Origin of the sequence: Streptomyces sp. NPDC086777, assembly GCF_040702065.1 — a bacterium.
In the GTDB taxonomy this organism is placed as follows: Bacteria; Actinomycetota; Actinomycetes; order Streptomycetales; family Streptomycetaceae; genus Streptomyces.
This window is the reverse complement of sequence record NZ_JBFBJI010000048.1, coordinates 1-11,765: the sequence shown is the minus strand read 5'-3', so window position 1 is coordinate 11,765 and position 11,765 is coordinate 1. Positions and strand designations below refer to the sequence as shown.

The 11,765-nt window shown below is 72.7% G+C and carries 10 protein-coding genes; 4 read left to right on the top strand and 6 right to left on the bottom strand.

Annotated features, from left to right (window positions below; all coding sequences use genetic code 11):
• Nucleotides 1–171 precede the first annotated feature (171 nt).
• Nucleotides 172–1,398, bottom strand: coding sequence for an acyltransferase (locus tag AB0472_RS40110; protein WP_366364302.1), 1,227 nt, complete (start codon nt 1,396–1,398; stop codon nt 172–174).
• Nucleotides 1,399–1,672: 274 nt separating this feature from the next.
• On the opposite strand from AB0472_RS40110, the gene AB0472_RS40105 reads away from it, so the two are divergent.
• The 4 genes from AB0472_RS40105 to AB0472_RS40090 are packed head-to-tail and all read left to right on the top strand — an operon-like array spanning nt 1,673 to nt 5,545.
• The gene (locus AB0472_RS40105) at nt 1,673–3,169 is read left to right on the top strand and encodes an FAD-binding oxidoreductase (protein WP_366364301.1); all 1,497 of its coding nucleotides are present in this window, start codon (nt 1,673–1,675) and stop codon (nt 3,167–3,169) included.
• 41 nt (nt 3,170–3,210) lie between these two features.
• Entirely contained in the window at nt 3,211–4,494 is a 1,284-nt protein-coding gene (locus tag AB0472_RS40100; RefSeq protein ID WP_366364300.1) for a cytochrome P450, read from the top strand.
• 5 nt (nt 4,495–4,499) lie between these two features.
• The gene (locus tag AB0472_RS40095; protein ID WP_366364299.1) at nt 4,500–4,721 is read left to right on the top strand and encodes a ferredoxin; all 222 of its coding nucleotides are present in this window, start codon (nt 4,500–4,502) and stop codon (nt 4,719–4,721) included.
• A gap of 41 nt (nt 4,722–4,762) precedes the next feature.
• The gene (locus tag AB0472_RS40090) at nt 4,763–5,545 is read left to right on the top strand and encodes a DUF2306 domain-containing protein (RefSeq protein WP_366364298.1); all 783 of its coding nucleotides are present in this window, start codon (nt 4,763–4,765) and stop codon (nt 5,543–5,545) included.
• A gap of 78 nt (nt 5,546–5,623) precedes the next feature.
• Here the strand turns inward: AB0472_RS40090 and AB0472_RS40085 are convergent, their stop codons facing one another.
• The 5 genes from AB0472_RS40085 to AB0472_RS40065 all read right to left on the bottom strand — a co-directional run.
• Nucleotides 5,624–6,724: a Gfo/Idh/MocA family oxidoreductase gene (locus AB0472_RS40085; protein ID WP_366364297.1), complete on the bottom strand. Its 1,101-nt coding sequence runs from the start codon at nt 6,722–6,724 to the stop codon at nt 5,624–5,626.
• 117 nt (nt 6,725–6,841) lie between these two features.
• The gene (locus tag AB0472_RS40080) at nt 6,842–8,308 is read right to left on the bottom strand and encodes an MFS transporter (RefSeq protein WP_366364296.1); all 1,467 of its coding nucleotides are present in this window, start codon (nt 8,306–8,308) and stop codon (nt 6,842–6,844) included.
• Between the two features lie 214 nt (nt 8,309–8,522).
• Entirely contained in the window at nt 8,523–10,148 is a 1,626-nt protein-coding gene (locus AB0472_RS40075) for a bifunctional 3-(3-hydroxy-phenyl)propionate/3-hydroxycinnamic acid hydroxylase (protein WP_366364295.1), read from the bottom strand.
• 14 nt (nt 10,149–10,162) lie between these two features.
• Entirely contained in the window at nt 10,163–10,957 is a 795-nt protein-coding gene (locus AB0472_RS40070) for an arylamine N-acetyltransferase (protein ID WP_366364294.1), read from the bottom strand.
• Nucleotides 10,958–11,042: 85 nt separating this feature from the next.
• Nucleotides 11,043–11,765: phosphopantetheine-binding protein (locus AB0472_RS40065; protein ID WP_366364293.1), on the bottom strand; the 723-nt coding region annotated here is incomplete at its 5' end.

The following is an 11,765-nucleotide window of genomic DNA, read 5'->3' as shown; positions in this document are numbered from 1 at the left end:
CACCCCTTCGTGCGGGTCTGGGGCGTGGGGGCGGTCGGTGCGTGGGGCGCGCGGGGCGGCGCGCGGGGGCGCGGGGGGGGCGGGGGGGGGGGGCGGGGCGCCCCCCCCCCCCCGCCGCTGGGCGGGCCCTCCGTACCGGGACGGGGGATGGACCGGATACGGAGGGGGTCTTCAGGCGGAGCGCACGGAATCGGGCCCGACGGCCGCCGCGGGCTGTGCCGCCCCACCGTCCCGGGCCGCCGGCTCGGCCTCGGCCTCGGCGACGGCCTCGGCCTCGGTCCCGGCGACGGTGCGGGAGTTCCGTGCCGCCCGCGCCGCCCGGTCGGCCCGGGAGATGCTCAGGTACCGCATCGCCGGGGTCTCCACGCAGGTGTACAGCAGCCAGCCGGCGAGCAGGGTGGCCGCGAACATGCCGGCCATCACCAGGACGGCGACGGGGGTGCTGAATGTGCCGTTGCCCAGGACCTCCTGACGGCCCCAGAAGATGACCACACCCTGACTCAGGTAGAAGCCGAAGGACACGTTGCCGAGCCACACCAGAACCCGGCCGTCCAGGTGGGTGCGCACCCCGTGGGCGTCGGCGCGGGCCACCGAGGCGATGGCGACGCCGAACGGGACGATCGTGGTGGCGACGAAGTTGAACGGCGCCGGCACGTACATCGCGGCGGCGTAGCCGGCCACCAGCAGGGCGACCACCCAGCCGGCCGGGATGCGCGGCCAGCGGCCGGCGATGACCAGCCGGGCCAGCAGCATCCCGAGGACGAACTCGAACATCCGCATGGGCGGGAAGGTGTAGTTGAACCAGTTCTGGGTCGGGGAGAGCGGGATCACCGGCAGCCGCGGGGTGTCGGGCAGCAGGAACTTCGTCACCAGGCCGACCCCGACCGGGGCCGCCGCGGTACCGGCCGCCCACCACCACAGGTGCTCCACCCTGATGCGCCGCACCAGGAGCAGCAGCAGCGGGAACGACAGGTAGAACAGCAATTCCGAGCACAGCGACCAGGACGGCGCGTTCACGCTCATCTGCACGGTGAATTTGTCTATCCAGGAGTTCACCAGGAACAGGTTCGGCAGCCAGGTGCTCACCGGAGTGTACGCGGACGCGAAGAGCAGCATGGCCGCCGCCCACATCACCAGGTGATTGGGAAATACCTTCGCGAGCCGGCGTCGCCAGTACGCGGTGAGCTTTTCACCGGGCCGCGCCGACCAGGTGATGACGAATCCGCTCAGCAGGAAGAAAAAGGAGACGCCCAGGTAACCGGCCGGGCCGAAGAACTTCAGCAGGCCCTTGGCGATGTCCTGGTCGGCGAACGGGTTCACCGGCCCCGTGGGGTCGACCGGCCCGATCGGCTGCAGGGAGTGGATGAAGAAGACGAGGAGAGCGGCGAAGAACCGCATACCCGTCAGGGACGGCAGCGATTTCCGCCGCGCTCTTGATGCGCCGGAATCCACTTCCGGAATGGTTGCGGTCACGACAGACTCCCGTTTCTCCCTGGATGGTTGACCGACTCGGATCCGAAGACCTCAGGAGCGTAGGGGGAAAGGGCGGCGGACCGGCACCCGTATATTCCCCCGTCTGATTTCCGCAGGGGAATTCAGGGGGGAGGTAGGGGAATTCACGCGGGGCCCGCCGGCCCTAGCGTTCTCGCGTGTTCACGGCAACGGAGGGATCATGATGGATCGAAGGAATCTGCTGCGCGCCGGCGGGGCCATGGCCGTCTCGGCCGCGGCGATGTCGGCGGCCACCACGTCGGCGTCGGCCGTCGTCCGCAGCACGGGGACCCCCGACTGGAAGAGCCTCCGGGAGGCCGTCGGCGGCGATGTCGTCCTGCCCGGCGACGCGTCCTACGACACCGCCAGGCAGCTGGCCATCGGCGAGTTCGACAGCCTCACCCCGCAGGCCGTCGTGTACGCGGAGAGCGCCACGGACGTCCGGACCGCGATCCGCTTCGCGGCCGACAACGGCGTCAGGCCCCGGGTGCGCAGCGGCGGCCACAACTTCCTGGGCTGGTCCTCCGGCGAGGGCATGATCCTCGACGTCCGCCGTATGAACCACGTGACCGGCGCGGGCTCGCCCACCGTGCACGTCGGTCCCGGCACCGTGAGCATCGAGGCGCTGAACGCGCTGAAGCCGCACGGCCAGCAGCTGGTGACCGGCACCTGCCACGACGTCGCCGTCGGGGGGTACGTCTCCGGAGGCGGGGTCGGCTACCAGAGCCGCGGCTTCGGCATCGGATCCGACCGGCTGGTCTCCGCCCAGGTGGTGCTGGCCGACGGCCGGCTGGTGACCGCGAGCGAGGTCAGCAACCCCGACCTGTTCTGGGCACTGCGCGGCAGCGGCGGCGGCAACTTCGGTGTCGTCGTCGACTTCGAGCTGCGGCCGATCTCCGCGCCGCGCATGGTGTACTACGAGCAGATATGGGACTGGGCGGACGCCGAGCCGTTCCTCACCGCCTGGCAGGACTGGTACACCCGCACCCCCCGCCACTCCAGCGGCCAGGTCATCGTCATCCAGCCCGACGCCGGCTCCGGCAACCCGCCGATCGTCCTCCAGCAGGGCGCCTACTACAGCACCCGGGCGGAGGCCGACGCCGACCTCGCCGACCTCGCCTCGGCGGCCGGCGCGCGGCCCGCCAGCAGCCGGGTCCTGGACCTGCCCTTCGACGAGGGCATGCAGTACGTGTACGGGCTCGCCGACGGCGGCTCCCACCCGCGCACCGAGTGGCAGCGGATGCGGGCCCGCGTGGTGCGCGAGCCGCTCGGGTCCGCCGACACCGCCGCCGCGCTCGCCGCGTTCGAGGCCGACCCGCGCTCCGGGCAGACCCGCTACCTCAGCTTCATGGGCCTCGGCGGAGCCGTCGCCGACCTCGCCCCGGACGCCACCGCCTTCGTGCACCGCGACGCGCTGTTCCACGTCGGCTACGGCGTGGCCCTGGGCACCGCGACGCCGGGCACCGACGAGGCGGGGGCGGCGGTGGCCTGGGCCACCAAGGGCTTCGACGTCATCGACCCGCTGTCCGACGGACAGTCCTACATCAACTTCCCCGACCTCTACCTCGACGACTGGCAGGACGCCTACTACGGCCGCAACTACGCGCGCCTGTGCGCCCTGAAGACGGCCTACGACCCGCACCGCCTGTTCGACTTCCCCCGCGCCATCGGCAACTGACGACCCATCACCCACCGCGCCAGAGAAAGGGCGACCTCCCGATGACGGTCACCGACCACGCCAGCCCGCAGCCCGACCAGGCCGGCCCGCAGCCCGGCGACGCGGCCGTGCCGCCGCCCGGGTGCCCCATGCACCAGGTGATGGCCTACCCCTTCGCCGAGCCCGTGGCCACCGACCTGCACCCGAAGTACGCGGAGGTGCGCGCCGAGCAGGCCCTCACCCGCGTCGACATGCAGTACGGCGGCGAAGCCTGGCTCGCCACCCGGCACGCCGACATCAAGACGGTCCTCGCCGACCCCCGCTTCAGCCGCAACGCCACGGTCGGCAAGGACGTGCCGCGCGTCCGCAAGGCGTACGAGGAACTGAACATCGTCTCGATGGACGACCCGGAGCACTCCCGGCTGCGCAAGCTGGTCGCCAAGGCGTTCACCGTGCGCCGCGTGGAGCAGATCCGCCCCCGTGCCCAGCAGATCGCCGACGAACTCCTCGACCGGATGCTCGCCTCCGAGGACCGCACCGGCGACCTGGCGGCCCAGTACGCGTGGATGCTCCCGATCACCGTGATCTGCGAGATGCTCGCCGTGCCGCTGGAGGACCACTACAAGTTCCGCGGCTGGATCGACACCTGGCTGACCATCGGCAACGAGCACACGCTGGAGGAGATGAACGAGGCACGCTTCGAGAAGCTGCCCGAGTACATGTCCTCGCTCATCGCGAAGCGGCGCGCCGAACCCGGCGACGACCTGCTGTCCGCGCTGGTCGCCGCCCGCGACGAGGAGGACCGGCTCAGCGAGGAAGAGCTGATCACCATGTCGATCGCGCTCCTCGCCACCGGCCACCACACCACCGCCAACCAGCTCGCCAACCACCTGTACATCCTGCTCAGCCGACACGAGGAGTGGGAACGCCTGGTCGCCGAGCCGGAGTTGCTGCCCACGGCCATCGAGGAGCTGCTGCGGGTCACCCCGCTCAGCCCCTACTCCGAGAACACCCGGATCGCGGTGGCGGACATCGAGCTGGGCGGGCAGCTGGTCCGGGCCGGTGAGGCCGTCATGGTCTTCCCCGCCGTCGCCAACCGCGACCCCCGGGTCTTCGACCGCCCCGAGGAACTCGACCTGGCCCGTGAGCACAACCCGCACATCGCCTTCGGCCACGGCATCCACCACTGCCTGGGCGCCCCGCTGGCCCGGCTGGAGCTCCAGGTCGCCCTCGGCACGCTGCTGCGCCGGCTGCCCTCCCTGGAGCTGGCCGCGCCCGCCGACGAGGTGCCGTGGAAGCGCGACCACGTGGTACGCGGGGTCGCCGCGCTGCCCGTGCGGTGGTGACCGCGGTGACCTGGCACATCGAAGTCGACCGCCGCGCCTGCATGGGTTCCGGGCTGTGCAACGGCACGCTGCCGGACCACTTCCGGCTCGTCGCCGGCAAGGCGGAGCCCGTCGTGTCCGTCGTCGAGCCCGACGAGGACGTCCTCGACGCCGCGGACTACTGCCCCTACCGGGCCATCCACATCACCGACCAGGCAACCGGCCAGAACCTGGCTGCCACCGACTGACCCGGGTCCGGCGCGGACCCCGGGGCGGACAGGAGAACGGCGTGACGATCACGACGACGCAGACGGAGCGGTCCCCGGACGGCCCGCCGGACCCGCGCCGCACGGCCGGCGACCGGGAGGCACGGCCGCGCTGGTGGCGGCGGCCCTGGGTGGGCCCGCTGGCCCTGGTGGTGGCGGTGTTCCTGGCCATGGACATCCCCCGCTACCTCACCTTCGACCCGGCGGAGTCCAAGATCCCGCCGAACCCGCAGTACTCCTGGCACTACCCCGTGCTGGTGGTGCATGTGCTGTGCGGCACGGTCGCCATCGTGACCTGCTGCCTGCAGGTGTGGCCGGCCCTGCGGCAGCACTACCCCAAGGTGCACCGGGTCAGCGGCCGGCTGTACGTGGCGGCGGGCGTGCTGCCGGGCGGTCTGGCGGGGCTGGCGGTGGCCTATGCCAGCCCCTCGGGACTGTCCATGCAGCTCAGCACGATGACCACGTCGGTGCTGTGGATGGCCACGGCCGTGGCGGGGCTGCGCATGGCCCGGCAGGGCCGCATCGCCGACCACCGCCGCTGGATGGTGCGCAGCTTCGCGCTCACCATGTCGATCGTCGTCAGCCGCGTCCTCGGGGTGGTCTACGACCACACGATCCTGCCGCCGCCCGTCACCCAGAGCGTGCCCGAGCTCATCGCCTGGGGGCAGGAACGGGCCGGCCTCGCCTCGTGGCCGGGCTGGATCCTCCCCCTGCTGATCGCCGAGTGGTGGCTGGTCGAACGCGGGGCCGGCGCCCGGCACCGCGCCCGCCAGGCCCGCCGCAAGGCGGCCGCGCCGGCCGCCTGACCGGCTCGGACCCGGAGCCGGGAACGCACGGCAGGGGCCGCCTCCCACGGGGAGGCGGCCCCTGCCGTGCCCGGCGGGTCAGGGGGCGAGGGTCTCCCGGTTGCCGTGCTCCGCCGTCGACTTGATCGCGTCCAGCAGACGGTGGGTGCGGACCGCGGTACCGAAGTCGGGGCCGGACGTGCCGCCCGTGCGGATCGCCCCGGCGAGGTCGCGGTAGACCTGGGCCACGTTGCTCACCGGCGAGGGCGGCCCGGGCAGCAGCGGCCGGTAGGCGTCCGGCACCGGCACCTCCACCGCCGGCGTGCCGTTCGCCGTGGCGTGGGTCAGCGTGAACCGCGGGCCGACCAGCGAGTCGTCCGAGGAGACCAGGACCAGCCGGCCGGCCCGGCCGTGCACCTCGATGCGGAAGCCGTCCCCGCGCGGGCCGCCCGTCATGAAGTGCGCCGACGCCGCCGCCCCCGAGCGGAGCAGGCCGCCGGCCACGATCTGGTCCGGCGACGTGACCTCGATGCGCTCTCCCGTCTCCTCCATCGTCACCCGGTCGATCCGGGTGCTGAGCGTCGCGGAGACCTCCGCGAACTCCCCGACGGCGTACTGGAACATGTCCAGCGAGTGCCCGCCCACCACCGCCACGTGGTTGACGCCCTGCGTCCGGTCGAACAGCGCCGCGTACCGGGTGGACCACACCTCCGGGGTGCTCAGCGAGTACAGCAGCGACGCCGACAGCACCTCACCGATCAGGTCCTGCTCCAGCAGGTCCCGCAGCAGCCGCACGGCCGGGTGGTGCCTGCTCTGCAGCCCCACCGCGTGCCGCACCCCGGCGGCCCGTGCCTTCGCCTCGAAGCGCTCGGCCGTCGCCGCGTCCCGGGCCAGCGGCCACTCGCAGTAGACGTGCTTGCCCGCCTCGATCGCGGCCTCCACCAGGCCGTCGCGCCGCGGTAGCTGCACGGCGACGGTGACCAGCTCGACGTCCGGGTCGGCCAGCAGGGCGTGGGCGTCGTCGTAGGCCCGCCCGGCACCCCAGACCGCGGCCGCGGCCTGCGCGGAACCGCTGCTGGTGCCGGCGACGGCGACGATCTCGAAGTCGTCCAGCGCCGACAGCGCCGGCAGGTGGATGCCCCGGGCCCAGCCGCGTTCGGCGTGTGCGCCGACGACTCCCACTCGGATCCTGTCCGCCACGGTGAAACCTCTTTCGCATACGTAGAGTTCGGCCGATCCTCGCAGCCGGTGGCCGCGTGGAACACGCGTCGGAGCGTGACCGGTGATCCGGTCACGCTCCGACCAGTTGACGTGACGTCAGATGGGGGCGTTCGCCGTCGCGGCGTCGGCCGCGGCCGGTGCCCCGGCGGGGGCCTCCTTGGCGTCCCTGAGCACGAAGAAGGTCACGCACCAGGCCAGGAACACGAAGCCGGCGGCGAACACGAACGCCAGGCTGTAGCCGTCACGCAGCGCCTCCACCTGCGCCCGGCCCTGGTGGAGCAGGGTGTTGCTGCGCGCGGTCGCGAGGGTCGCGAGGACCGCGAGACCCACCGCGGCGCCCGCCTGCTGCGCCGTGTTGTTCAGGCCGGAGGCCAGACCCGCGTCCTCGGGGGCCGCGCCCGACATCGCGCGCATGATGACCGACGGCACCGTCAGACCCATGCCGAAGCCCTGGATGACGAGGGTGGGCGCCACGTCCACCCAGTAGTTGCCGTCGACCGGCGCCCTGCTCAGCAGCAGCAGGCCGCCGCCGAGGAACAGCAGACCGGTCAGCAGCACCCGCCGGGTGCCGAAGCGCCCGGTGAGCTTCGCCGTGAAGAACAGCGACATGGTGCCGATCACCACCGGCGCGGGCAGGAACGCCAGGCCGGTCTGCATCGAGTCGAATCCCAGCACCCGCTGCAGGTACAGCGCGTTGAGGAACTGGAAGCCGAACCCGGCCGCGAACACCAGGACCACCGCGAGGTTGGCGCCGACGATCTCCCGGCTGCGGAAGATCCGCAGTTCGAGCAGCGGACGCCGGGCCGTGGCCTGCCGCCAGACGAACGCGCCGAGCAGCGCCACCGCCACCGCCCCGTACAGGGCCAGCTCGCCGCCGCTGAACCGGTCCTCGGAGATCTGCGAGATGGTGAAGACGCCCAGCGACAGACCGACCGTCACCAGGACCGCGCCGATCGCGTCCGCGCCCGCGCCCAGGCCGAGACCCGGCTGCGCGGCGAGCTCGCGCAGGCCGAGGACCAGGGCGACCACCCCGATCGGCAGGTTGATCAGGAACACCCAGTGCCAGCCGAGCGCGTCGGTGATGACACCACCCGCGATCAGGCCGACCGAGGCGCCGCCCGCGGAGACGAAGCTGTAGATGCCCATCGCCTTGGCCTGGTCACCCGGCTCCGGGTACAGGCCGACGATCATCCCGAGCACCACGGCGGAGGCCAGCGCGGCGCCCACGCCCTGCAGGAAGCGGCCCGCGATGAGCAGCTCCGAGGTGTTCGCCAGACCGCACAGCAGGGAGGCCAGGGTGAAGACGGTCAGGCCGCTGAGGAACACCTTCTTGGTGCCGATCAGGTCGCCGAGCCGGCCGGACAGCAGCAGCAGTCCGGCGAAGGCGATCAGGTAGGAGTTCACCACCCAGGACAGGCCGCTCTGGGAGAAGCCGAGCCCGCTCTGGATGGTCGGAAGGGCGACGGTGACGATCGTCCCGTCAAGGATGATCATCAACTGCATCGCGCAGAGGATGCTGAGCGCGAGGCCGCGTGAACGGCCCAGTGCTGTCGGGGGGGTCATCACTCACTTCTTTCGTCGTCACATCGGGGTCGTGGCTCGGTCTCCCACGGCGCGCGGTGGGCACCTGCCGCTCGCGCCCGCGCGTGGCTCAAGTACGCCACGCACCGGGCCACCGCCCGGCAACCGCGCGGTAATTGCGCAGGTGGCAGGGGGTGTGCGGGATCCCCCGTACAGTGCCGCACACGGCTGCTCACACTGCTGCCCGGGCGTCTGCTCACACGGGGCTCAGCGCGGGCCGGAGACCGTCCCGCAGCGCGTCGACGAGCGCGCCCGCCGTCTCGGCGCCGTCCGCCGCCCCGAACGCGTACGTGTCGGGCCGGACCAGCACACAGCGGGCCCCCACTCCCGCGAGGTACGCACCGAAGCCGCCCTCGACGTCCACGACCGCGTCCGCCGGGGCCGTCGCCGGATCCGTGCCGGCCGGCAGCAGCCGCACCAGGCGGACCCCGAAGGACGCCAGCCACGCCGACCGCGCGGCGCCCAGCAGCCGGTGCGGGTCGTCGAGGGAGACGAGGACGAAGCCGCGGCCCACCACCTCGTCGAGCAGGCCCTCGGCGGTGCCCGCGGCGACGCGCGGCTGGGGCACCTGGTCGCCGGCGCCGGGCCGCCTGCGGCCGCTGCCGTCCCGCCACACCAGCCCCCGGGTCAGCGGCTGGAACGGCGACTGCTGCGGCCGCGCCACCTGCCGCTCACGGACCGCGGTCATCATCGCGTCCCGGTCCGCGGCGGCCCGGGGATCGGTCTGGCAGATCACCTTGCCGAGGTTCACCGACATCCCGATGGCGTGCTGCACGTGGGCCCGCCGTTCCTCGGCGTAGGAGTCCAGCAGCTCCTCACCGGCCCGCCCGCCGAGCACCAGGTCCAGTTTCCAGGCGAGGTTGGCGACGTCCCGGAAACCCGAGCTCATGCCCTGCCCCGCGAACGGCGGCATCAGATGGGCGGCGTCACCGGCGATCAGCAGCCGGCCCTCGCGCCAGCGGCGGGCGGTCGCGGCCTGGAAGGTGTAGACCGCGTGCCGTTCCATGATCCCGTCGTCCGGGGTGATGCCGCAGCCGGCGAGCAGCCGCCACGCCGTCTCCGCGGTGTCCATCTCCTCCCTGCGCTCGCCGGGCAGCAGCATGAACTCCCAGCGCCGGTGGCCGGGGCCCGCCGAGACCTGGGTGCGCGGCCGCGCCGGATCGCAGATCTGCAGGTTGTTGGGCACGAACGTACGGCGGTCGTGCAACGCCAGGTCGCAGATCAGCCACTCGTGATGGAAGCCCAGGTCCTCGAACTCCGTGCCGATCGCCCGGCGCACCAGGCTGTTCGCGCCGTCGCAGCCGACCGCCCACCGGCCGCGCAGCAGCCGCCGGGTGCCGTCCCCGCGCGCGACCCGCAACTCGACGCCGTCCTCGTGCCGCGACAGTTCCACGGCCTCGTACCCGCGCAGCACCGTCAGGTTCGGCAGCCCCCGGCCGTACGCGATCAGCGCGTCCTCCAGGCCCGGCTGGTACATGGAGGTGGACTCCGGCCAGCCGTTGCGCCCGTTGACCTCGGCCGCGTCGATGTAGAGCAGGTCCTGGCCCGCGCCGTTGCGCCACAGGTAGTCGCCGGAGGGTTCGCCGACCGCCGTGAGATGGTCCGCGACCCCGGCCGCGGCCAGGATCCGCGCGGCCTCGCCGTCGAAGGCCACCGCGCGCGGCATCGGGTACGGGCGCGGATGCCGCTCCACGACGATCACCCGACGCCCGCGCCGTGCCATCAGGTTGGCCAGCACCTGGCCCACCGGGCCGTAGCCGACGATCAGCAGGTCCGCGACGTCGTCGGGCCACCACCGGGAGTCGGCCGCCGTTGCCGTCATGTCCGACTCTCCCTTCAGGCCGCCGCGGACCGGGTCCGCAGCAGGATGTCGTCGAGCGCCGCCTCGTAGTCGGCAGCCTTCACCAGGACCCGCACCCGCTCGCGGCCGTCCTCGACGATCAGCAGACGGCGGCCGGTCAGCGTCATCTGCCCGTTCTCCAGGGCCCGTCCGCGGATGTACGTCACGTGCGCGGCGAGCATCCGGGCGTACTCGTCGAGCTGCGGGTGGTCCGCGTCGAGCCACTCGGAGAACGCGCGCGGCCGCAGCCGGAACCGGTGCACGACACCCCACTCGCCGTCCCGCGGCCTGCGCTCCAGGTACCGGAAGCCGTCGTCGCCCTCCAGCACCCGGAAGCTCGTCCCGTACTGCTCCTGGGGCTCCGCGGACACCCGCACCGGCTCGATCAGCGACGGACCGGAGTAGCCGACGTCCGCGATGTACCACTCGCCGTCCACCCGCACGCCGTTGAACAGGTGCTCCATGTCCGGACCGTACGAGCCGTCCGGACCCCGGACCCCGGCGGACAGCACGACCACCTCGTAGCCGAGGCGGGTCAGCAGGGCGCGGAAGAGGCCGTTGAGCTCGTAGCAGACCCCGCCGCGCCCGCCGACGACCACCTCCCGGTAGACGGCGTCGACGTCGATGTCCACGCCGTCCCAGATGGCCGTACCCCGGGCCTCGTTGAGGTGGTTGTCGAACGGCACGGTCATCAGGTGGCGCTTGTGCAGCGACCGCAGTGTCTCCAGGGTGGGCGCGGGCGGGGGGCCGGTGTGACCGAGGGCGGCCAGGTAGTGGTCGAGGTCGAACATCGTCGGATCCGTTCTCTCGGAAGGTGCCGGGCGGAAGACGCCGGGCGGAAGGCGCAGGGCGGAAGGGGGTGCCGGGCGGCGGGGCTCAGGCGAACTCGGTGTCCGGTGCGGCCACCTGGTCGAGCAGGTACTCGGCGAGCATCCCCGGCGTGGGCTGGTCGAACAGGAGCATCACGGGCAGCTCCGTGCCGGTCTCGGCGGCCAGGCGGTTGCGCAGTTCGACCGCCGTCAGCGAGTTGAAGCCGATGTCGAAGAAGCCCTGCTCGTCGTCGATCGCGTCGGCGTCGGCGTGCCCGAGCACGGCGGCGGTCTCGGCCCGTACCAGAGCGAGCAGGGCGCCGGGGCGCTCCTCGGCCGGCAGGGCGGCGAAACGCCGGAGGAAGGTCTCCTGGTCGGATGCGTCGGCGGACATGTCGCTCTCCTGGTGCGATGCGGACAGGACGTCGGGCACCGGGCCCGTGGGCTGGAACTGCCGGAGCCAGTAGGGGCGGTGCTGGAAGGCGTACGTGGGAAGCGCCGAGGCCTCCTCGGGAGCGAGCCCGGCGGAGCGGCCGAGCAGTCCGCTCCAGTCGACGCCCCCGCCGCGCACGTACAGCTCGGCGAGCGACCCGGCGAACCGCTCCGGACCGCCCTCGCCACGCCGCAGCGTGCCCACGACGACGGTCGCCGCCCCCCGCCGTCCCTCGACCGTCTCGCGCACCGCCATGTTCAGCACGGGGTGGGCGCTGGTTTCGATGTAGGTGTGGTGGCCGGTGGTGAGGAGGGTGGTGATGGCGTCGGCGAAGCGGACGGGGTGGCGGAGGTTGGC

What these genes read in the sequence shown, in the direction of transcription:
- AB0472_RS40110 (WP_366364302.1), bottom strand. Translation starts at nt 1,398, where the DNA reads ATGCGGTTCTTCGCCGCTCTCCTCGTCTTCTTCATCCACTCCCTGCAG.
- AB0472_RS40105 (WP_366364301.1), top strand. Translation starts at nt 1,673, where the DNA reads ATGATGGATCGAAGGAATCTGCTGCGCGCCGGCGGGGCCATGGCCGTC.
- AB0472_RS40100 (WP_366364300.1), top strand. Translation starts at nt 3,211, where the DNA reads ATGACGGTCACCGACCACGCCAGCCCGCAGCCCGACCAGGCCGGCCCG.
- AB0472_RS40080 (WP_366364296.1), bottom strand. Translation starts at nt 8,308, where the DNA reads ATGACCCCCCCGACAGCACTGGGCCGTTCACGCGGCCTCGCGCTCAGC.
- AB0472_RS40075 (WP_366364295.1), bottom strand. Translation starts at nt 10,148, where the DNA reads ATGACGGCAACGGCGGCCGACTCCCGGTGGTGGCCCGACGACGTCGCG.
- AB0472_RS40070 (WP_366364294.1), bottom strand. Translation starts at nt 10,957, where the DNA reads ATGTTCGACCTCGACCACTACCTGGCCGCCCTCGGTCACACCGGCCCC.